The sequence below is a fragment of the Niallia sp. FSL W8-0635 genome, from assembly GCF_038007965.1.
Lineage (GTDB): Bacteria > Bacillota > Bacilli > Bacillales > Cytobacillaceae > Niallia.
In genome coordinates, this window is the sequence record NZ_JBBOYD010000001.1 from 3,201,296 (window position 1) to 3,222,739 (window position 21,444).

A 21,444-nucleotide genomic window follows, 5' to 3' on the forward strand; every position below is an offset into this window, starting at 1 on the left:
CCAACGAAATAGAACGCAACCTAATTAAGGCAGAAAGTTATCTAGTAAGAAATATGCATCTTCGCATTTTCTAAATGCAACCATTACATTATATCATAGGTTCTAGTTGTTTCAACATCCTTGCCTAAATATTAGGATAAGAAATTTGCTCTAGTTGATAAATAAATGATTTTGCTTGGTTAAAATTATCCTCATTCACTTCATATAAATCAAGGATTTCTCGTGAATCTTCTTGTCCGAAATACTCATTTACAACAGCATGATAGGATGCCGCCCATGTTTGCATATTATCATCTTCTAGCACTAATGGATAGAGCAAAAAAAATTGTCGTTCCAATAGCATTTTAATATTTTCAAATAAAACAGGATCATTGCTTTCTACGTAATCGATAAGTATTGAAATTATTTTTTTGTATTGCTCCTGCTCTTTCATATCCTCTAAATCTGTTGGTTTTACGGTTAAGCTGCGGTTAAATTTATGAATGACTACTTCTTTTTCATATTCTTGCTCTCTTAATATATTAATTAACATCGTTTTTAAAAATGGATTTTTTCCATCGTCCTGAAGAAACTGTGTTACTTCTTCTATTGAAGCACGAATGTTCTGGCTAGACATTTTTGCAATGAGAAGCATTTGTTCCTGTGGATCTTCTATTCCCATTAAATCCCCTTTAACACCTATGGGCTCTTCTCTAAAATCATCCTTTTCCGTCATAGGGGAAGAGTCTGCCATTCTCCTACTAAATGTAAGCATTCTAGAAAAGTGCTCTATTTTATTTGCTGGAATTTGATGATCTTCAAGCAAAACTTCAATCGTTGTAACAATTTCTTCATATTCATGTAGCTGGACAAGAATCATGATATATAAATCTAACACGTATATATAGTCTCCCTGCCCCGCTTTCAACATTTCTTTTGCTAAATGTTTTGCCTGATCCAATAAACCTAGTTCGTAATAAGAAAGAATTAATCCAATATTAATATCATTATGAAAGGGATTTCTCTCTTTTGCTTCTTCTAAATAAGAAATAGCCTCTTTAAATCGCTTTTCTTGGATTGCATCTAACCCTTTTTGTAATAAACGCTTATCTAAATCGGGAAAAAAAATAACATTATCTTTTTTTTCCTGCTCCCGTTTCTTCATCCTTTTAACCGCCTATACATTCTTTTTGTTGCTAGTGTAGCCTTTTTTCTAAATGGATGCAACCTAGACTTTTCATTATCATCTCTCCATACCGCCCTAAGATGCTCCATTTAGTTCCCAGTAAAAAAAACAATATCTATTAAAATAGTCAAGACCTTAAGAAAGACAGGAAAACCTGTTTTTCTTAAGGTCTTTTTGTAGAAAGCTATTAGCTAATTTTGTGTACCGACTTTTTCGTAGTCTGCTATTTTATCACTGTATTGAAGAGTAATTTCGATTTCATCCCAACCATTCGTCAGCATCTTCTTCCAATAAGGATGGATAGTAAATGTCGCAGAAAATCCTTGGTCATCCTCCACTTTTTCTTCTTCTAAATTAATATGAAGATAATAGGGTTGATTTTGTGCTGTCTTTAAAAGATACTCGACTTCGTCTGTATGTAATTGAATCGGAAGCATTCCATTTTTCAAACAGTTTTGATAAAAAATATCCGCAAAGGATGGGGAAATTACAACAGAAAATCCAAAATCCTGGAGAGCCCATGGTGCGTGCTCTCTGGATGACCCACAACCAAAGTTTTTATTAGCTATTAATATGGAAGCCCCTTGATTCTCCGGAAAGTTCAGTTCAAATTCAGGATTGGGTTCTCCATTTTTCAAATAGCGCCAGTCAAAAAAAGCAAATCTGCCAAAACCTGTCTTTTCAATACGCTTTAAAAATTGCTTAGGAATAATTTGATCTGTATCTACATTTACTCGATCCATTGCTACTGCTTTTTCATAAAGCTTCTTAAAACCACTCACAACCGCTTCCTCCTTTACGTTGTCGCTTGTAATTCTGCATTCATTTTTCGAATATCCACAAATCTTCCATTTAATGCCGCAGCTGCTGCCATTGCAGGGCTAACTAAATGAGTTCTGGCACCCGCACCTTGCCGCCCTTCGAAATTACGATTGGAAGTAGAAGCACAATGTTCTCCACTCGGAACTACATCATTATTCATACTTAAACACATGCTACAGCCTGCATCTCGCCATTCAAAACCAGCTTCTACAAATAGCTTATCCAGCTCTTCTTGTTCGGCCTGTTTTTTTACTTTTTGGGAGCCTGGTACAACTAGCGCCCGTACTCCTGGATATACCTTTTTCCCTTTAATCATACTTGCTGCTTGTCGTAAATCTTCTATTCTAGAATTCGTACAAGAACCTATAAACACATGCTGAATTGCGATATCCGTAATAGCCATTCCTTCTTTTAGCCCCATATACTGTAGGGAAATATGTAAGGCACGGCGATCTGTTTCATCTTGAAAATTATCTGCTGAAGGAATCTTCTCATCTACTTTAGCAGTCATAGAAGGGTTCGTACCCCAACTCACCATTGGCGCAATATCATTTCCATCAATCATAATAACTTTATCGTAATATGCATCTTCGTCAGAAACTAAATCACGCCATTCTTCCACTACTTTCTCCCAGTTCACTGGTGCGTGTTTTCTACCTTTTAAATAAGAAAAAGTCGTTTCATCTGGACAAATTAACCCTGCACGCGCCCCACCTTCAATGGACATATTACAAATAGTTAATCTTTCTTCCATCGAAAGGTTGCGAATAACATCCCCAGTATATTCAATAACATGGCCAGTTCCAAAATTAACTCCGTATTTAGAAAGTATATAAAGAATGACATCTTTTGCATTTACACCCTGTGCAAGCATTCCATTAATCTCTATTTTTAACGTTTTTGGTCTAGTTTGCCAAAGTGTTTGTGTTGCAAGAACATGCTCTACTTCACTTGTACCTATTCCAAAAGCAAGGGCTCCAAAAGCTCCATGTGTTGATGTATGACTATCCCCACAAACGATTGTTTTTCCAGGCTGTGTTAATCCCAGTTCAGGACCAATTACATGAACAATCCCTTGTTCAGGACTATCTAGACCTGCTAAAGGAATATTAAATTCCAAACAGTTTTTTTCCAAGGTAGTCATCTGATTCAAAGCAATTTCATCATCTATTTTAAAGCGGTTAATGGTTGGTACATTATGATCCATTGTTGCAAATGTGCGATCTGGTCTTCTCACTTTTCGATTTTTCATTCTTAAACCGGAAAATGCCTGTGGAGAGGTAACTTCATGAACAAGATGCAGATCAATATATAATAAATCTGGCTTCCCTTCTTCTCTGTGTACTATATGTTTTTCCCAAATTTTATCGATAATGGATTTCCCCATTACTTTGCCCTCCCATCTATAATCTTTTATTTACTTGTTGTCTTTGTAGATTAAAGGGCTGTCAAAATATACTTTTGACTAGCCCGTAAATTGTTTCATTTCTATCTATTTTTAGTCCCCTATATCCAATCACTGCCGTTCTGTCTTCCTACTTCTCATTATAATTAAACATGTGTCGCTGCTACTAATTGGCAAATTTCTTTGTCAACAGCTTCTACCATTTCCGTCGTCGAAACGATTTTACTATTTGGTGACAAAATGTCTCTAGTTCTATAGCCATTATTCAAGACATTATTTACCGCCTCTTCAATGATCGCTGCTTCTTTTTCTAGTTGAAACGATAATCGTAGCATCATGCTTACCGATAAAATCGTCGCTAATGGATTTGCGATATTTTCCCCTGCTATATCTGGTGCAGAACCATGGATAGGTTCATATAAATATGGCCCCTCTTCTGATAAACTGCTTGATGCTAGCATTCCTAATGAACCCGTTAAGACAGATGCTTCATCACTTAAAATATCACCAAACATATTTTCGGTAACGATGACATCAAATTGCTTTGGATTTCTAATAAGCTGCATTGCGGCATTATCAACAAGCATATGCTCAAGCAAAACATCTGGATATTTCTCTGCTACTTGATTTGCAATCTCTCTCCATACTCTACTAGTCTCCAAGACATTTGCTTTATCAACAGAAGTAACCTTTTTTGATCTCGTTTTTGCAATCTCAAAGGCTTTCTCGATGACACGCTCAATCTCTTCATTCTTATATTGCAGTGTATCTAGTGCCCCTGGCTTCCCATCTATTACGGTGCGTTCACTTGGTGTTCCAAAATAGATCCCTCCTGTTAATTCACGAACAACGATCAAGTCAACTCCTTCGATAATATCTTTCTTAAGAGGTGACGAGGTAGCTAAACTTTCATAACAGGTTGTCGGTCTAAGGTTCGCGAACAAGTTCAAAGCTTTTCTTATTTTTAATAGTCCTTGCTCCGGACGTTTTTCAACAGGAAGAGCATCCCATTGCGGTCCACCTACTGCACCTAATAAAATGGCATCACTATTTTTACAGATCGTAATCGTATCATTAGGTAATGGAGTACCAGTTTTATCTGTCGCACATCCGCCAATGTCAGCAAAAGTTAATTCGAACTGATGGCTATATAAAGATTCAATTGTTTGCAAAATTTTGACTGCCCCAGCTACTATTTCAGGTCCAATTCCATCACCTGGCAAAACGGCGATTCTTTTGTTCATTTCTATTCGCTCCCCTATATCAAAGGCTTGGTTTTCAGACCTTAAAGCCTACACTTTTTCCAAAAATTGTTCATTCGCAAGTATAGCCCTATTAATAGCATTTATATATGCCTTGGCAGATGCTATCAATACATCTTGATCCAATCCTCTTCCTGCACTTTCTTTTTGGTCATATTGTACTCTAACAAAAACTTGAGCTAAGGCATCTCTTCCTGCACCTAAAGATTGAATACGATAATCATTTAGCGTCACTTGACCAGAAATAGACATTTCAAGTGTGTTATATAGCGCTTCTACACTTCCTGATCCGGTGCCATTTTGAATGATTAATTCATTTTTCGGTCCTGAAAGCTTCACCATTGCATCTGCTTCATTGTCATTTTTATGTTGTACCTTAACCTCAACTAATTCATAGTATTTCTCTTCTTTAGCAAGCTTGTTCTCTAGCACAATAGCAATAATATCTTCATCAGAAATTTCTTTTTTATGATCTGCTAAATCCTTAAATGCAACAAAGAGATCTTTTACATCTTCTTCTTTTACCTGAAGCCCTAGTTCTTTCAGCTTTGTTTTAAATGCATGACTACCCGAATGCTTTCCTAGCACCATATTATTGTTGTTTACATAGCCAACAAGTTCTGGGGAAATTATTTCATAGGTAGTTTTCTCCTTTAAAACACCGTCCTGGTGAATACCAGATTCATGCGCAAATGCATTTCGACCAACAATCGCCTTATTCCCTGGTACTACCATACCGGTTAATTCACTGACCAAGCTACTAGATCTACTAATCTCTTTTAGATTAATTCTTGTTCTTTCCTGATAATGATCATTTCTAATATGAAGCGCTACCACAATTTCTTCCATAGAAGCATTTCCAGCTCTCTCTCCTATACCATTAATGGTGCACTCTACTTGTGTCGCTCCATTTTCAATAGCAGCAAGCGAGTTTGCTGTCGCCATTCCTAAATCATCGTGACAATGAGTTGATAAGGAAACTTTATCAATGGACGGAACATTATTTTTCAAATATTGAAAAACTTCTCCATACTCATTTGGCGTAATATACCCTACAGTATCAGGTATATTAATTATTTGTGCTCCAGCTTGTATAACTTCTTCTATTATCTCTGCTAGAAATGGAAGCTCCGTTCGACAAGCATCCTCGGCACTCCATTGTATAACCGGAAATCTTTTGGCAGCGTATTGAACAGCGGCAACAGCTCGTTCAATAACTTGTTCTTTTGATAGTTTTAACTTATATTGTCGATGAATGGGACTTGTTGCTAGAAAAACATGGATTCTTGGTTCTGCACCATCTTTTAAAGCTTCCCAAGCAGTATCAATATCAGAAGTCACTGCTCTTGCAAGACCAGTTACCGAGCTATTTTTTATCTTTTGCGCTATTTGCTGTACAGATAAAAAATCACCTTTAGAGGCAGCAGGAAAGCCTGCCTCTATAATATCTACATTTAATTTTTCTAATTGTTCCGCAATGACCATCTTTTCTGCCAAATTTAAATTTACACCTGGGGACTGTTCACCATCTCTTAAAGTTGTATCAAATATCTTAATGTTTGCCACTACCCACCACTTCTTTCTTTCTTGAGCTTTTAACAAATGGCATCATCGCGCGTAATTCTTTTCCAACCTTTTCAATTAGGTGTTCACTTTCTCTATCATTAATCGCATTAAATACTGGTCTATTCGCTTGATTTTCTAAAATCCAACCTTTAGCAAATTTTCCTTCCTGAATATCTGTAAGTACAGCTTTCATCTCTTTCTTCACATCTTCTGTTACAATACGTGGTCCTGTTACAAAGTCACCCCATTGGGCTGTATCAGAAATAGAATATCTCATCCCAGCCATTCCATCTTCATACATTAGGTCAACAATCAATTTCAACTCATGTAAACACTCAAAGTAAGCTAATTCTGGCTGATAGCCTGCTTCTACCAATGTTTCAAAGCCTGCTTTTACTAGCGCTGTTAAACCTCCACATAGTACCGCTTGTTCACCGAATAGATCTGTCTCAGTTTCTTCTTTAAATGTTGTTTCTAATGCTCCTGCACGTAATGCTCCAATCGCTTTTGCATATGCAAGTGCAAGCTCTCTTGCTTCACCAGTAACATCTTGGTAGATAGCAAATAATGCTGGAACACCCGCTTCTTGTTCAAATGTTCTTCTCACAAGATGACCAGGACCTTTTGGTGCCACTAATAGAACATCACTCTCACTTGGAGGAACGATTTGATTAAAATGGATGTTAAATCCATGTGCAAACATTAATGCTTGGTTTGTTAAATTCGGTTTAATTTCTTCATTATATATTTTTGTTTGCAATTCATCAGGAAGCAAAATCATTACAATATCCGCTTTAGCTGTTGCCTCTCCAACAGGATATACATTAAACCCATCTTCCACTGCTTTATTCCATGAATTTCCTTTTCTTAATCCAATAATGACATGAACACCACTATCTTTCATATTTAAAGCATGAGCATGCCCTTGAGATCCATAACCAATTACAGCAACCGTTTTCCCTTCAAAATATCCTAAATTTGCGTCTCCGTTATAATACATTTTAGCCATTATTAATCTCCCTTTCGTTAGTAAAATTAGTTTTATTTTATTAGTAAAATTAAACGATAGAATAATTGCTTTTATGACTTGCTGCCTTTTGAGATCCACGAGGGAACGCTGTTGTACCTGTTCTAGCCAGTTCTTTAATCCCATACGGTTTAAGCAGTTCGATAAAAGCTTCGATTTTTGTTGATTCTCCTGTAATTTGGATAACAAGACTCTCCTTGCTTACATCGATTACAGAAGCTCTAAATGGTTCAATTACTGAGTAAAGTTCATGTCTAGTCTGTGGTGTAGCAAGTACTTTTATTAAAGCAAGCTCTCTTGCGACAATTGCCTGATCAGTAATATCTACCACTTTCAAAATATCAATCTGCTTATTTAGCTGTTTCGTGATTTGTTCAATGATGCCATCACTTTCTACATGTACAACACAAGTAATTCGTGAAACTCCTTCATGCTCTGTATGGCCTACTGATATACTTTCAATATTGTAGTTTCTTTTCGAAAAAAGATTCGTGATGCGGTTTAATACCCCTGATTTGTTCAAGACAGTTAAACTAATTATTTTTTTCATGGCTTCATCCCTACCATTTCATGTAATCCTTTACCTGGTGCTATCATTGGATATACATTCTCGTTTGGATCAATACGGAAATCCAATAATACAGGTTCTCTTACCGCTAACACTTCGTCCAGAATGTCACCAGCTTCTTCAGCGGAAGTTATTTGGTAGCCTTTGATTCCATATGCTTCTGCTAATGCAACAAAGGAAGGCTGGAAAGATTCTTTACTATGTGAAAAACGAGACTCATAGAAAAATTCTTGCCACTGTCTCACCATTCCTAGCGCCTGATTATTAAAAATAATAATCTTAATCGGTAAATTTAATTCCCTAATTAATGCAAGCTCCTGGCTACACATTTGGAAGCCTCCATCGCCGCTAATAGCTAGAACCGTCGCTTTTGGATCTGCTAATTGGGCACCAATGCTTGATGGTAATCCGAATCCCATCGTTCCTAATCCACCAGAAGTTACCCAGCGATTCGACTCTTTAAATGGATAGTGTTGAGCCGCCCACATTTGATGTTGCCCCACATCCGTTGTTACAATCGCTTCACCCTTTGTCTTTTCATAAAGCATCTGCATTACTTGCTGCGGTTTAAGAAGATTCGACTTTTCATAATAGTACGGATACTCATTTTTCCAATTTTCAATCTTTTCCAACCAATCACTATGCTCTGATTGTAAGCCCTTCTGCTTACATAGCATGCTTAGTGCTTCTTTCGCATCTCCCACAATCGGAATTTTCGTTGGGATAATTTTGCCAATTTCCGCTGGATCAATATCAATATGAGCTTTAATAGCGTTTGGTGCAAAATGGGCTAAATTTCCTGTTAAACGGTCATCAAATCTTGCCCCAACATTAATTAATAAGTCTGATTCATACAATGCCATATTGGCTGCATAACAACCGTGCATTCCTCCCATTCCGACAAATAACTTGTTATTTGCTGGAAAGCCGCCTAATCCAAGAAGTGTATGTACAACTGGAATTTGTTGTTGCTCCGCATATTCAAGTAATTCTGCACTCGCCTTTGCAAAATTAACCCCTGCACCTGCTAGGATTACTGGTTTTTTTGCAGCACTTACTGCTTCTGTTAATTTTCGAATCTGCAAATAATTCGGTTGTGTTGTCGGTTGATAGCCAGGAAGATCTACTTCCTTTTCATCCGGAACACTTGAAATGGTTGCAGCAATATCCTTTGGAAAATCAATTAATACTGGACCTGGTCTACCACTTGTGGCAATGTAAAATGCTTCTTTAATGATTCTCGGAATATCTTCAAGATTTCGAACCTGACAATTATACTTGGTTATCGGGGTTGTAATCCCTAAAATATCCGCTTCTTGAAAAGCATCTGTTCCAATTACACTTGTTGCCACTTGCCCTGTGAATACAACTAACGGAAGAGAATCCATCATTGCATCAGCAAGTCCTGTTACAATATTAGTTGCACCTGGACCGGATGTCGCGATTACAACTCCTGGTTTTCCAGAGATTCTCGCATATCCTTCTGCTGCATGAATACCTCCCTGTTCATGCCTTGGTAGGACGTGAAAAATTTTAGAATCGTAAATCTTATCATAAATTGGTAAGACAGCTCCACCTGGGTATCCGAAAATAAATTCAACATTTTCCTTTTCCAAAGCCTGTAATAAGAGATCAGCACCAGTTAACGGTTTCACTTGGGCCTTCGTTTTTTCAAAGGCAGTTTCCTGTAACATTTGTATAACCTCCCTAAATTACTTTCCTTTTCTTCTTTCCTTAGATATTGTCATGAAAGGATACACCCATAAAAAAAGCCTTCCCACCTCCAATGATTACTAATATTTTTAGTAAACAAAGGGGTGAAAAGGCATTTCCTTTCCACGGTACCACCCTCATTCATACACGATAAAAAAAAGTGTATGCACTTAGTTGAACGGTTCGTTCTCTTTTGATAACGAGTGGAAACACTCGGTTAGCTCTAATTGACTGTCCTTTCAAGCTAACACTCTGAGGTGAGTTCATTTCCTATTGGTTCACCGGTTCACACCAACCACCGGCTCTCTTTGGAATCCAAAATAGAAAACTACTTATCCTCATCATCGAATTACTATATTTACTATGTAAAACAAAATCGCTTAGTCATGATGTCTGTTTATAAAGCTTTTTAGCTAGTAACATTTTGTTTTTTTCATTTGTTGAGGTTATCTTACGCTGAATTTAAACAAGAGTCAACAGTATTTTTGAGAATTATTTGATTATTTAAACAACAACCAACATAATAGAAAGCGATTACATTATTGGTATATAAAGAATGCATGTACTTTTTTAATCAACAAAAAAATTTAAAAAATTCTTTTTTTACTGAAAATTACCGATGCATATAAAATATAATCTAATTATGATATACATTATAATAAAATAATTCTTCATATGAAACTAATGTGTCATAAAATCTTACATTGTTTTTTATTTTCATACCTTTTATTCTCCTTGTAGACAAAATGCAACCGCCACAAAAAAAGAAAGCGATTGCATTTAAAGGGGAAATTTAATTAAGAAACTGCACAAATATCTTGAATCCACGATAATCGAATTTGATACGTATTTTCTTTTTCATCTTTTAAATCAATCGTTTGATCGATTAGATTGAGTTTCTGAACTTGTCCCTTACATGTTTCTAAAAAACCATTTTTATAATAATTAATAACAATGAGCCTACTTCTTCCTAACTCCTTGAGAATCATGGTGCATATCTCCTTCTACGTATTATTGGTAATGTTCATCTATTCACATTAAGTTAATTCTTGTCTATTTTTTTACTTAAATCTATTATACACAAAAATAGAAAGCGTTTTCAAGTATTACAAGTGACTTTCTGAACATTATTTTTCCTACTTACATTATTCTCCAAGTGATTCCTAATTATACCTTCACAGGATAAATTAAGTAAGAATTAGCAGTAGCATTATTAGAGACGTTTTAAGCAAAATAGATTTTTCAATATCTTACATTCCTTGTAAAAAAAGATAACCAGTTAATCCTTTTTGTACGTTACATGATATAGATAATAGAGACTCCTTTCTATACGCTATTTTAATATAAGATGTTGTTATTCATACCTAATTAGGAAAGAATATAAACAAAACCTAGCTTAAAAGAAACTCTATATAAAAAAATCCCACTGTTTATTCCCTTTAAATAGTGGGAATATAAACAATATGCAAGAACCAATTGTTTAAAGGAGGAAGAGGTATATGACAAAAAGCGTTGTAGGTATATATGATTCTCCTGAAGCAACAGTAAATGCTATTGAGGAGTTAATCTCAAAAGGATATTCTCCAAATCACATTTCCGTTATTACAAGAAGCGAACAAACAGCATTAATTGAACAAGAAACGGAAGTAGATACAGCTACTGGTATTGATCAAGTAGAACCAACATCTTTTTTAGATCGATTAAAGACTTTCTTTTCTGATACTGATTTAGAACCATATGAGAAAGAATTACAAGCAGGAAAATACATTGTTCTCTTAGATAATGAAGAAGAACTCGAAGAAGAGCAGATGAATAAATTAGACTTCGATAATAATGAGGTAGATGTCATCCCATCCCAAACGATGAATACAACGGTAGAACGTAAGAAAGTAGAGTAAGAAAAAAGCTTAAACCATTTGTGGTTTAAGCTTTTTTGTGACGTCCCAGGAGAGATTCGAACTCCCGACCGTACGCTTAGAAGGCGTATGCTCTATCCGGCTGAGCTACTGGGACATGGTTTAATAATTATTTCAACAATCAACTTAATTATTATAACATATTCTAATAAAAAAACATAGAAATTAATTAAAAATCTAGATAGTCAGATGTTGAAAACAATCTACTAAATATACTTAAAATAATCAAGTATATAAAAATACGTCCCAGGAGAGATTCGAACTCCCGACCGACGGCTTAGAAGGCCGTTGCTCTATCCAGCTGAGCTACTGGGACATGTTATGTATTTACTTCATTCCTAATGAGGACAATAATTATTATATGACTATAGAAACACAAAGTCAATAGTTTCTTAAAGTTTTTTTCCTAATGAGGAATTTTTTTCTTCCTCATTAGGAAAAAGTTTATTAACGAGGAAATTCACTTTTTAATTCTGGAAGCAAGCCTTTATGAAAATCATAAACCTCTGTCACGAATCGTTCACTCTCTATTGTTAATATCACATATGTTTGTTCTACTCTTCCTCTAGGCAAACGCAAACTACCTGGGTTAATAAAAAGAACGCCGTCCACTACTTCCATCCCTAAAAAATGAGAATGGCCAAAACAAGCAATCTCCGCCCCAACTTCTTTCGCCTTATACAATAGGTTATTAATAGAAGACTTCACACCATATAAATGACCATGTGTTAAAAAAATTTTCTTATCAGCAATCTCTTGAATAGTTTCGGTTGGATATCTATCTTCATAATCACAGTTCCCCTGAACCGTAACATATCCATCCATCACTTCTTCACTAGCAGATAGCTCAGAATCTCCACAATGAAGAAATAAGTCCACTTCATTTTCGTGCCTTTTCTTTACAACGCCTAATTCTGATACCATTCCATGACTGTCGCTAACAATCAAAACCTTCATCCTAGTTCCCTTCCTTAAAAACATTAGGTAACTGTTCTTTTAGTTTTTTCAATGCATTTGCACGGTGACTAATTTTATTTTTAGTCTCTGGAGGCAATTCCGCCATCGCCTTTTGCTCTGCCACTACATAAAAGATTGGATCATAGCCAAATCCAAACTCTCCTCTTCTTTCCTCCAAGATAACCCCTTCACAGGTGCCAGTAAATGTTAGAGAGGCATTATTTGGAATAGCCACTGCTAAAGTACAACAGAAGCGTGCTGTTCTCTCTTCAGATGTAATCCCCTCTAACTCACTTAAAACCTTTTCCATATTGTCTTGATCGTTTTTTTGTTCTCCTGCATATCGAGCCGAGTATACTCCTGGTCTTCCGTTTAAAGCATCCACCACAAGACCAGAATCATCAGAGATAACGACACGATTTAGCAGTTGAGATATTGTTTCTGCTTTGAGAAGAGCATTTTCTTCGAATGTACTTCCCGTTTCTTCTACATCCGGCACATCTGGAAAATCTAAAAGTGTTTTTACTTCATAGCCAATCGGTTCAAACATTTGGATAAATTCTTTTGCCTTACCAGTATTTCTTGTTGCAATTATAATCTCTTTCATAGTAAATCTCCTTAGTCAGCTAAAAATATCTTTTCCCATTACTTAAACATAAAATTATCTATATTCTTAAGTTTACTACGCAAAAAAAAATACGTCTACATACACAGTATATACCCTTTCCTGTTTAATTCAAAAGGCGGTTTTGTGAAGTTTGTTTTATTTGATTGAACTAATATGATTGGTTCGTTTAATCAGCAAATAAATGGAGGTAATGGACTTTCACGTTTAAATATAGCAAATAAAAAGAAGCTTAGGAAATCCCAAGCTTCTTTTTATTTGCTTATACTCGCCTTAAAAACTACCTGTATTCACTTTTTCTGGACGAGTAACTGGTTTAGTCAAGCTCTCTCCCTCTGCATTTACTAAATCAGCCTCTCCATTCACCGTAACAGCAACACTTTCAATGCCTTCTTGTTCCGTTAAAGAAAGTACTAAAGAATTTAATACCTCATCAGCAAGCACTTTTTCTTCTCCATCAAGTCCGCTTGAATAAATATTTTCATTGAAGTTTAATGTAACCTTCCCATCTTCTACTACTGGATCATCTAATAGCTTCACATCATCAGGTAGTAAGCTTGTTAATGATGGTGACGCTCCCATACCTGGTCCTTCTATTAGCTCCCCTACTGCTGCTGCAACATTGTTTTCTTCCCCATTGCTAACACGCTTAGTTACTGGAACATAATAATACGAATCTAAATCTCCACCAATATAATAAACAGTTAATGGTTTTGTATTTGTAATATCTGTTACGTCATCTGTATTAATGTTAATACCATCTGCTCTTGTCAAAGCACCTTGAATCGGTGTTTTATTTACCGGCATCTCTGTTAATTCATGACCGTTTAGAGATAGCTTTACAGAATCAATGGAATCAAACTGTGTCAATGTCCATGTTATAGATTGTAAGATTTTCTCTTCATCCTTTGCTTCATACTCTTTAAACTCATTTGAAAAATCAACAGTAGCCACTTTATCTTCATCAACATTGATACTAATTTTTGTATCTTGGGGAATTACTGCCTGAAAGTCATTTGGCAGCATTTCCGTTACTTTACCACCCTTGACTAAATATTCAAGGCTCTCTTTTGCAATCGAATTTGTTTTTGGCAGATTTAAAGTTTGCGGAACAACGTACCCATATTTATCCATTAAATATAATTCAATAGGCATTGCATCCTCTGTAGCAACTTCTCCCGCTGTTTCTTTGTCCGCATTTTCTTTCACTGCATCATCTTCATAGGATGTACTTTGAGGTGGATCTACTTTTTCTTTATCTCCCAATAAGCTACACCCAGAAATCAACACAGATGATATTAAAACCGCAGAAACTATGGTCAATTTGTTATTCTTAGACATCTTCATCACTCCTAAGACAGTTTGTACTAATATATATACGAGCCTATCTTATTTTTAGACCGCCTTTAGGAGATTTTTTTAAAAAAAAGACCATCTTCCGGTTTTCATCCACTTTAAATATCTAAACAATGACAGTGGATGTACCTATAAGACAGTCTTGATTAATTATGTCAATTTAATTGTTTCAACAGAATCTATTTTTTGACTTAGCCAGTTTGAAGCTATCCTCGCAAAAATATCTTTCGAACCAGTAGTATAAAAATGATGTTCTACTATATTTTCTCCTGAAGCAAGTTGGTCATTATGGTTTAAAATCGTACTAACTTCACGTGCCGTTTCTGCTCCTGAACTAATCACCTTTACCTTATTCCCCATCTCTTCTCGTATTACTTTTGCCAACAACGGATAATGGGTACAGCCCAGTATTAGTGTATCTATCTCTTTACTTTTTAAAGGCCAAAGTGTTTCTTTCACGATTTTCCTTGCTACCGGACCATCATATTCGCCGCTCTCCACTAAAGGAACAAATTTTGGGCATGCCAAACTAACTGTTCTTACTCGATTATTAATCTTCTTTAGTGCTTTTTCATATGCTCGACTTCGAACAGTTCCAATTGTGCCAATCATACCTATATAATTATTATTGGTTACCTTTAATGCTGTTCGTGCCCCTGGAATGATTACGCCAATTACAGGAATAGATAGTTCTGCACGAATTTCTTCCAATGCTACAGCAGTTGCCGTATTACATGCAATGACAAGCATTTTAATATTTTTCCCCAACAGGAACCTAGTCATTTCCCAAGTGAATTTTTTCACTTCTTCTCCCGTTCTTGGCCCATATGGACATCTTGCCGTATCCCCTAAGTATACGATATTTTCAAAAGGAAGCTGACGCATAATCTCCTTCGCGACCGTTAATCCACCAACTCCAGAATCTATAACCCCTATTGCTCTTTCCAAAAAAACCGCCTCATTTTTCTCGCATTACTTGATGTAAACGCATGAAATTTTTCTTTAATTCTTCAATATCTTCTGTTGTATACTCATTCAATACCTCTTGAAGATAGCCTTGACGTTTTTTGATTACTTCGTCAATCAGTCGTTTCCCTTCTTCTAACATATGAATACGAACCACACGGCGATCATTCGGATCCTTAACCCTTTGTACTAACTGATTTTTTTCCATGCGATCAACTAAATCAGTAGTTGTGCTAAAGGCAAGGAACATTTTATTCGACAATTCACCTATTGTCATATCTCCCTCTTCAAATAACCATTGTAGAGCAACAAATTGAGGAGGAGTCATTGTATAATTACTTAATATTTCTCTTCCCTTTTGTTTGATGATACCAGATATATATCGCATATCCTTTTCGATTGTAGCTATATTCTCTAAGTATTCCTTTGCATTTTTCTCTTCAGTCATCATGATTACAACTCCCATATATAAATATACAAATATAATTATTTTCCGACAAATTTCTACGAATCCCTACTTTTAATTATAATCTACAATTCTTCCCTCGTAAATGTATAAGGGGAAAAGTTAACGGAGCTGTAATGAGAAGGGATAAAATTTAGGATAAAGACCGCTTCATCCCCATATTTTTTTAACATTAGTAGCTTTCTCAAAATAGTCCATTTTCATTAGGATAATTTTGAGAAGGCTGTTGTATCTAACAGGTTACTTTATCGTACCTTTTTTGTCATCATTAAAAAGAAGATGACCCATATAAGCGGCAAAGGAGTGGAATTTCCTTCTCACTTATACAAGATCATCTTCTTTATTATAGTTCCAGTTCTCCCATTCTAAGGAGTTCTACAACAGCCTGTGAACGCCCCTTCACGCCCAGCTTCTGCATAGCATTAGAAATATGATTTCGAACTGTTTTTTCGCTTATGAATAAATCACTGGCGATTTCCTTAGTCGTTTTATCTTGGACTAACAGTTCAAATACTTCTCTTTCTCTTTTGGTTAATAATGGCTTGTGAGTAAATTCATTCTCCTTCAAGTAGTGTAACCCTCCTTGCCTTTGCCAGCTATGAACTTTGGGATGGGTATAGTTATAGTCTGAATATATTATGTAAAATGACACCTTGGAGTGACTGGATTTATGGAAATTGGGAAAGGTTTTTTCTGTTTTTATTTTTCGTTATCCTTTAAGATTATTTACCAAGAAAAGACGACATATTTTTATGGGTTTTTATTGAAAAAGGCACTCTAATTTAGAAATGGAAGTAATTAAACATTCATCCTTCATAATCCATGATATAATTTAAGAAAATAAATATGTAGTAGTAAATTTCTGTTATCAAGGAAGCTTTGGTGATAAAGATGGACTTAAACATAGAATTTCTTACAAACTTACATAAAGAGCTGCTTCAGGATATGTATTTCGATTATGAAGAAAATGGCACTCCATTTATTGATATCGTAACGATTATGGGTAGCCTATACTATTATGAACAACAAACAAAAAAAGCAAGAAAAACTAACATAATCATCCCTGTTTTCCATGTAAGTCTTTGGGAAGACACAAGGGATGTCCTAGAACAACTTATTGATTGGTTAATGGAAGAACCTGTGTATCTTCAATTCCAACCAATTGATGTGGAGATTACGTTTCCTTCTTTTTGTCTTCCTAATAATCATGAAGTTTCTTTATTTTTAGATGATCTGGACTCAATTGTTGGGGTTGAGAAAAATAATGACTCAACTTACCCTATTGCCTCCGATTATATTCGACTAATAAATAAAGGGAATGAGCGAGAAAAGCAAAAAAAATTAGCTGCTTTTCTACGCGATAATGTACCTGATTCTGGTGAGATAATTACTTTAAATTCTGGCATTCACAAGAATTCTTCAGCCTTTCGAACTTGTTTACTTGTTTCCATTGCAGCGGTAAAAACACACTTTAACGAGGGAAGTAATATTTATGTCTATCAGAATAGCAAAATTAATAGGACAGTTACGATTGATTCAAATGTATTGCTCAAATCTACTCATCCGAAAACTTTTAAACTATTAAATAATCTCTATGCAAGTCTGGATCTTCAGATATCTATCCAAACTCCTGTTTTGCATAAACCTTTACAACTAAGCATAAACGAGATGCCAAAAGACTATAAACTACAAATTAAAAATACTGTAGACTGTGAACGAATAAGGAGAAACGGGAAAACGTCTACTACTTTACCATGTGGAATTTGCCTGCCATGCTTGCAAAGAAAGGTTACATTAGCTGCAAGTAATAATGAAGCATATGATACATTGTATGAGTATGATTACGGTCAAAAGGTCACTGATATGGAAAAAGAGGAGGATAAACGAATCTTTACAGAGAATCTGCATCTTCTAGAAGCTACTATTGATTATTTAGAGGAGAACATAAGCGAACTAGCTCGCGAAGAAAAATCAGTAGCAAATGAATTTATTTTCGCCTATCGTCAATTCAAAGAAAAATATTAGCCGAAAAAAGACCACCAAATGGCGGTCTTTTTTGATTAATGATCACTTCCAAAGAAATCTTTAAACGCTTGGAAAGTTGCTTCACGGTTAAGAGCAGCAATCGATGTTGTTAATGGAATTCCTTTTGGACAGGACTGCACACAGTTTTGCGAGTTACCACAGTTAGCTAGTCCTCCATCTCCCATAATCTCTTGTAATCTTTCCTCTTTATTCATTTCTCCTGTTGGATGGGAATTAAACAGACGAACTTGAGAAAGAGGAGCTGGTCCAATGAAATTAGATTTACTGTTTACATTTGGACAGGCTTCTAAGCAAACTCCACATGTCATACATTTAGATAACTCGTATGCCCATTGGCGTTTTTTCTCTGGCATTCTTGGACCCGGCCCTAAATCATACGTTCCATCGATTGGTATCCATGCTTTCACTTTCTTTAAGCTATCAAACATGCGGCTACGATCGACTTGAAGATCACGAACAACTGGAAATGTTCTCATTGGCTCCAGTCGGATCGGCTGTTCTAATTGATCAATAAGTGCCGTACATGATTGTCTCGGCTTTCCATTAATCACCATAGAACATGCTCCACACACTTCTTCTAAACAGTTCATATCCCAAGCAACTGGAGATGTTTTTTCCCCCTTGCTTGTTACAGGATTTCTGCGAATTTCCATAAGTGCAGAAATAATGTTCATATTAGGACGATATGGCAAAGTGAATTCTTCTACATAAGATGGTGAATTAGGGTCATCTTGTCTTTCAATTTGTAACGTTACTGTTTTTTGCTCCCCCATTTTATTTCACTCCCTCTTTTTGCTTTGAATAATCTCTTTTTCTAGGTTTGATTAATGAAGTATCGACTTCTTGATAATGAAAATCTGGCGCCTCATTTCCACTAACAAATTTAGCCATTGTTGTTTTTAGGAAATCTTCGTCATTTCTTTCCGGAAATTCTGGCTTATAATGTGCTCCACGGCTCTCATTTCGGTTATATGCACCAAGGGTAATCACACGTGCTAGCTGAAGCATATTCTCTAATTGACGAGTAAATACGCCTCCTTGGTTTGACCATTTTGCAGTATCATTAATATTAATTTTTTTATATCGCTCTAATAGCTCTTGAATTTTATTATCTGTTGCAAGCAACTTATCGTTGTAACGAACAACTGTCACATTATCAGTCATCCATTCTCCTAATTCCTTATGAAGTACATAGGCATTTTCAGTTCCATCCATTTTCATGATATTCTGCCATTTGGATTCTTCTTGTTTAATAGCTGAATCATATAGAGAAGACGATAAATCTTCTGCGCTTTTGCTTAATCCACTGATATACTTAACAGCATTCGGACCTACAACCATTCCACCATAAATCGCTGAAAGCAAGCTATTTGCTCCTAAACGGTTTGCTCCATGCTGAGAATAATCACATTCCCCTGCTGCAAATAAACCTGGAATATTTGTCATTTGGTCATAATCAACCCATAATCCGCCCATGGAGTAATGAACTGCAGGAAAAATTTTCATCGGAAGCTTACGTGGATCTTCGCCAGTGAATTTTTCGTAAATCTCGATAATGCCGCCTAGCTTAATATCGAGCTCTTTTGGATTTTTATGGGATAAATCTAAATACACCATGTTTTCCCCATTGATGCCGAGCTTTTGATCGACACATACATGGAAAATTTCGCGCGTGGCGATATCCCTTGGCACAAGGTTTCCATAAGCTGGATACTTCTCTTCTAAGAAATACCATGGTTTCCCATCTTTATACGTCCAGATTCGACCGCCTTCCCCACGAGCTGATTCACTCATTAAACGTAGTTTATCATCACCTGGAATCGCCGTTGGATGGATTTGGATAAATTCACCATTTGCATAATAAGCTCCTTGCTGATAAACAACAGATGCTGCTGAACCAGTATTTATAATGGAGTTCGTAGATTTTCCGAAGATAATTCCAGGACCTCCAGTTGCCATAATAACGGCATCTGCAGGGAAAGATTTAATCTCCATTGTTTTTAAATCCTGAGCCTTAATTCCTCTACATAGCCCTTCTTCATCTGTGATAATTCCAAGGAATTCCCAACCTTCGTACTTTACTACAAGCCCATCAACTTCATATCTTCTTACTTGTTCATCTAATGCATAAAGCAACTGTTGACCGGTTGTTGCTCCAGCAAAGGCTGTTCTGTGATACTGAGTTCCTCCAAAACGGCGGAAGTCCAGTAATCCTTCAGGAGTACGGTTAAACATTACACCCATTCTATCCATCAAATGGATAATCCCAGGAGCTGCTTCAGCCATCGCTTTAACTGGCGGTTGGTTTGCTAAGAAGTCTCCACCATACACAGTATCATCAAAGTGTTCCCAAGGAGAATCCCCTTCTCCCTTCGTATTTACCGCTCCATTAATTCCACCTTGTGCACAAACGGAATGTGATCTTTTTACAGGTACAAGGGAAAACAATTCTAAAGGAGTCCCTGACTCTGCTACTTTGATTGCTGCCATTAATCCTGCCAAACCACCGCCAACGATGATAACTTTCCCTTTCTTCATAACAAACGTTCACTCCCTCATCTATTGCTCTATTAATCTACTATTATTAAACAAATGCGAAAATTGCTCGTACACCTACAATGGTTAATGCAACAAAAATCCCCAGTGTTACATATGTATTAATTCGTTGTGATTTCGGAGAAACTGTAATTCCCCAACTAACACAGAAGGACCATAATCCATTAGAGAAGTGGAAAATAGTAGAGATAACTCCTACTAAATAAAATGCTAACATCCATGGATTAGCTAAATTTTCACTCATCATGTCATAATTTACTTCTTGCCCTAATTGTGCAGCCACTCTTGTTTCCCATACATGCCAAACGATAAATATTAATGTGATAATCCCTGTCACCCTTTGGATATAGAACATCCAATTTCGAAAGAACCCGTAGTTTTTTGTATTATTTTTGGCTGTAAATGCAATATAGATTCCATAAATTGCATGGTACAATATTGGTAAAAATATTACAAAAATTTCAAGAAAATACCGAAAAGGTAAATGCTCCATAAATCCAGCTGCTTTGTTAAAAGCTTCTGGACCATTAGTTGCAAAGTGATTGACAACCAAATGTTGGATCAAAAATACTCCTACAGGAATTACTCCTAATAAAGAGTGAAGCCTTCTGAATAAAAACTCTCGATTTGCTGCCATAAAATTCCCCCCTAATTGATGACATACTCCCTTTGCCTATAAAGCGATAACAAAACCAAAAATTCTTACAATTTAGTGACAATTTAATTGTACTCTTAAAAAAAATTGCGGTCAAGAAAACGGATACATTAAATAAATTTTCTTTCGCTTTTTTTTCTATCTATATGTGAAAAAAAGTAAAAATTTCCTCCTTTCTATTATTCGCATAAATTTAATATGCAAATCAAATAATAGAATCAATAACAAAGCAGTTAGAATCACTAATAAATACAATCTGTTTATTGGTCTTTTCACACTTGCTATTCATAGGAATAATTTATTTTCCTGTTAAATTGCAATAAACTTACTTAATGTTTTTTAAATTTTTAGCAACCCTAAATGAAAAATCATT

The 21,444-nt window shown here is 35.8% G+C and carries 20 protein-coding genes, 2 tRNA genes and 1 other annotated feature; of the genes, 2 read left to right on the forward strand and 20 right to left on the reverse strand.

Annotated elements, in window-relative coordinates; genetic code table 11:
- Positions 1-124: 124 nt before the first annotated feature.
- The 9 genes from NYE52_RS15470 to NYE52_RS15510 form a co-directional block, all read right to left on the reverse strand.
- A complete protein-coding gene (locus NYE52_RS15470; protein ID WP_341193902.1) occupies positions 125-1,144 on the reverse strand; it encodes a tetratricopeptide repeat protein in 1,020 nt (339 codons plus the stop codon).
- 212 nt (positions 1,145-1,356) lie between these two features.
- The gene (gene leuD / locus NYE52_RS15475) at positions 1,357-1,947 is read right to left on the reverse strand and encodes a 3-isopropylmalate dehydratase small subunit (protein WP_341193903.1); all 591 of its coding nucleotides are present in this window, start codon (positions 1,945-1,947) and stop codon (positions 1,357-1,359) included.
- A gap of 14 nt (positions 1,948-1,961) precedes the next feature.
- Complete coding sequence (gene leuC / locus NYE52_RS15480; protein ID WP_341193904.1) at positions 1,962-3,374, reverse strand: 3-isopropylmalate dehydratase large subunit; 1,413 nt, start codon at positions 3,372-3,374, stop codon at positions 1,962-1,964.
- Positions 3,375-3,538: 164 nt separating this feature from the next.
- Positions 3,539-4,636, reverse strand: coding sequence for a 3-isopropylmalate dehydrogenase (gene leuB / locus NYE52_RS15485; RefSeq protein WP_341193905.1), 1,098 nt, complete (start codon positions 4,634-4,636; stop codon positions 3,539-3,541).
- A gap of 48 nt (positions 4,637-4,684) precedes the next feature.
- A complete protein-coding gene (locus NYE52_RS15490; protein WP_341193906.1) occupies positions 4,685-6,220 on the reverse strand; it encodes a 2-isopropylmalate synthase in 1,536 nt (511 codons plus the stop codon).
- Positions 6,207-7,229, reverse strand: coding sequence for a ketol-acid reductoisomerase (gene ilvC / locus NYE52_RS15495; RefSeq protein ID WP_341193907.1), 1,023 nt, complete (start codon positions 7,227-7,229; stop codon positions 6,207-6,209). Before ilvC ends, NYE52_RS15490 begins: the two co-directional genes overlap by 14 nt.
- Before the next feature lie 49 nt (positions 7,230-7,278).
- Positions 7,279-7,797, reverse strand: coding sequence for an acetolactate synthase small subunit (ilvN, locus tag NYE52_RS15500; RefSeq protein ID WP_341193908.1), 519 nt, complete (start codon positions 7,795-7,797; stop codon positions 7,279-7,281).
- Positions 7,794-9,509: an acetolactate synthase large subunit gene (gene ilvB / locus NYE52_RS15505; protein ID WP_341193909.1), complete on the reverse strand. Its 1,716-nt coding sequence runs from the start codon at positions 9,507-9,509 to the stop codon at positions 7,794-7,796. The genes ilvN and ilvB overlap by 4 nt, the downstream gene beginning before the upstream one ends.
- 116 nt (positions 9,510-9,625) lie before the next feature.
- Positions 9,626-9,882, reverse strand: a binding site (T-box leader).
- Positions 9,883-10,325: 443 nt separating this feature from the next.
- Positions 10,326-10,517, reverse strand: a complete 192-nt coding sequence (locus NYE52_RS15510) for a YolD-like family protein (RefSeq protein WP_312096181.1) — start codon at positions 10,515-10,517, stop codon at positions 10,326-10,328.
- Between the two features lie 510 nt (positions 10,518-11,027).
- On the opposite strand from NYE52_RS15510, the gene NYE52_RS15515 reads away from it, so the two are divergent.
- Entirely contained in the window at positions 11,028-11,426 is a 399-nt protein-coding gene (locus NYE52_RS15515) for a general stress protein (RefSeq protein WP_341193910.1), read from the forward strand.
- A gap of 41 nt (positions 11,427-11,467) precedes the next feature.
- Here NYE52_RS15515 and NYE52_RS15520 read toward each other — a convergent pair.
- From NYE52_RS15520 to gerE, 8 genes are all read right to left on the reverse strand, one after another.
- Positions 11,468-11,541, reverse strand: a tRNA-Arg gene (locus tag NYE52_RS15520).
- A 145-nt stretch (positions 11,542-11,686) separates the two neighbouring features.
- Positions 11,687-11,760: transfer RNA gene (locus tag NYE52_RS15525), tRNA-Arg, on the reverse strand.
- Positions 11,761-11,891: 131 nt separating this feature from the next.
- Entirely contained in the window at positions 11,892-12,401 is a 510-nt protein-coding gene (locus NYE52_RS15530) for a metallophosphoesterase family protein (RefSeq protein WP_341193911.1), read from the reverse strand.
- A 1-nt stretch (position 12,402) separates the two neighbouring features.
- A complete protein-coding gene (locus NYE52_RS15535; RefSeq protein WP_341193912.1) occupies positions 12,403-13,008 on the reverse strand; it encodes an XTP/dITP diphosphatase in 606 nt (201 codons plus the stop codon).
- 291 nt (positions 13,009-13,299) lie between these two features.
- The gene (locus NYE52_RS15540) at positions 13,300-14,367 is read right to left on the reverse strand and encodes a GerMN domain-containing protein (protein WP_341193913.1); all 1,068 of its coding nucleotides are present in this window, start codon (positions 14,365-14,367) and stop codon (positions 13,300-13,302) included.
- A 165-nt stretch (positions 14,368-14,532) separates the two neighbouring features.
- The gene (racE, locus tag NYE52_RS15545; RefSeq protein ID WP_235247835.1) at positions 14,533-15,330 is read right to left on the reverse strand and encodes a glutamate racemase; all 798 of its coding nucleotides are present in this window, start codon (positions 15,328-15,330) and stop codon (positions 14,533-14,535) included.
- Positions 15,331-15,340: 10 nt separating this feature from the next.
- Complete coding sequence (locus NYE52_RS15550; protein WP_235247837.1) at positions 15,341-15,799, reverse strand: MarR family winged helix-turn-helix transcriptional regulator; 459 nt, start codon at positions 15,797-15,799, stop codon at positions 15,341-15,343.
- Between the two features lie 358 nt (positions 15,800-16,157).
- The gene (gene gerE / locus NYE52_RS15555; RefSeq protein ID WP_016201768.1) at positions 16,158-16,382 is read right to left on the reverse strand and encodes a spore germination transcription factor GerE; all 225 of its coding nucleotides are present in this window, start codon (positions 16,380-16,382) and stop codon (positions 16,158-16,160) included.
- 323 nt (positions 16,383-16,705) lie between these two features.
- Here gerE and NYE52_RS15560 point away from each other — a divergent pair, with 323 nt between their 5' ends.
- Positions 16,706-17,839, forward strand: a complete 1,134-nt coding sequence (locus NYE52_RS15560) for a hypothetical protein (protein WP_341193914.1) — start codon at positions 16,706-16,708, stop codon at positions 17,837-17,839.
- 35 nt (positions 17,840-17,874) lie between these two features.
- On the opposite strand, the gene sdhB is transcribed toward NYE52_RS15560, so the two are convergent.
- From sdhB to NYE52_RS15575, 3 genes are read right to left on the reverse strand one after another with little or no spacing between them, the layout of a single operon-like run.
- Positions 17,875-18,633 (reverse strand): succinate dehydrogenase iron-sulfur subunit, encoded by a 759-nt coding sequence (gene sdhB / locus NYE52_RS15565; protein ID WP_341193915.1) that lies wholly within the window; start codon positions 18,631-18,633, stop codon positions 17,875-17,877.
- Between the two features lies 1 nt (position 18,634).
- Positions 18,635-20,398, reverse strand: coding sequence for a succinate dehydrogenase flavoprotein subunit (sdhA, locus tag NYE52_RS15570; protein ID WP_341193916.1), 1,764 nt, complete (start codon positions 20,396-20,398; stop codon positions 18,635-18,637).
- A gap of 46 nt (positions 20,399-20,444) precedes the next feature.
- On the reverse strand, positions 20,445-21,053 hold the full coding sequence (locus NYE52_RS15575; protein WP_341193917.1) for a succinate dehydrogenase cytochrome b558 subunit: 609 nt from the start codon (positions 21,051-21,053) through the stop codon (positions 20,445-20,447).
- Positions 21,054-21,444: the final 391 nt, after the last annotated feature.

Excerpts from the sequence above, each read along its gene's own strand:
- NYE52_RS15470 (WP_341193902.1), bottom strand. The coding sequence starts at position 1,144 with ATGAAGAAACGGGAGCAGGAAAAAAAAGATAATGTTATTTTTTTTCCC.
- leuC (WP_341193904.1), bottom strand. The coding sequence starts at position 3,374 with ATGGGGAAATCCATTATCGATAAAATTTGGGAAAAACATATAGTACAC.
- leuB (WP_341193905.1), bottom strand. The coding sequence starts at position 4,636 with ATGAACAAAAGAATCGCCGTTTTGCCAGGTGATGGAATTGGACCTGAA.
- ilvC (WP_341193907.1), bottom strand. The coding sequence starts at position 7,229 with ATGGCTAAAATGTATTATAACGGAGACGCAAATTTAGGATATTTTGAA.
- ilvN (WP_341193908.1), bottom strand. The coding sequence starts at position 7,797 with ATGAAAAAAATAATTAGTTTAACTGTCTTGAACAAATCAGGGGTATTA.
- ilvB (WP_341193909.1), bottom strand. The coding sequence starts at position 9,509 with ATGTTACAGGAAACTGCCTTTGAAAAAACGAAGGCCCAAGTGAAACCG.
- NYE52_RS15510 (WP_312096181.1), bottom strand. The coding sequence starts at position 10,517 with ATGATTCTCAAGGAGTTAGGAAGAAGTAGGCTCATTGTTATTAATTAT.
- NYE52_RS15515 (WP_341193910.1), top strand. The coding sequence starts at position 11,028 with ATGACAAAAAGCGTTGTAGGTATATATGATTCTCCTGAAGCAACAGTA.
- NYE52_RS15530 (WP_341193911.1), bottom strand. The coding sequence starts at position 12,401 with ATGAAGGTTTTGATTGTTAGCGACAGTCATGGAATGGTATCAGAATTA.
- NYE52_RS15535 (WP_341193912.1), bottom strand. The coding sequence starts at position 13,008 with ATGAAAGAGATTATAATTGCAACAAGAAATACTGGTAAGGCAAAAGAA.
- NYE52_RS15540 (WP_341193913.1), bottom strand. The coding sequence starts at position 14,367 with ATGTCTAAGAATAACAAATTGACCATAGTTTCTGCGGTTTTAATATCA.
- NYE52_RS15550 (WP_235247837.1), bottom strand. The coding sequence starts at position 15,799 with ATGATGACTGAAGAGAAAAATGCAAAGGAATACTTAGAGAATATAGCT.
- NYE52_RS15560 (WP_341193914.1), top strand. The coding sequence starts at position 16,706 with ATGGACTTAAACATAGAATTTCTTACAAACTTACATAAAGAGCTGCTT.
- sdhB (WP_341193915.1), bottom strand. The coding sequence starts at position 18,633 with ATGGGGGAGCAAAAAACAGTAACGTTACAAATTGAAAGACAAGATGAC.
- sdhA (WP_341193916.1), bottom strand. The coding sequence starts at position 20,398 with ATGAAGAAAGGGAAAGTTATCATCGTTGGCGGTGGTTTGGCAGGATTA.
- NYE52_RS15575 (WP_341193917.1), bottom strand. The coding sequence starts at position 21,053 with ATGGCAGCAAATCGAGAGTTTTTATTCAGAAGGCTTCACTCTTTATTA.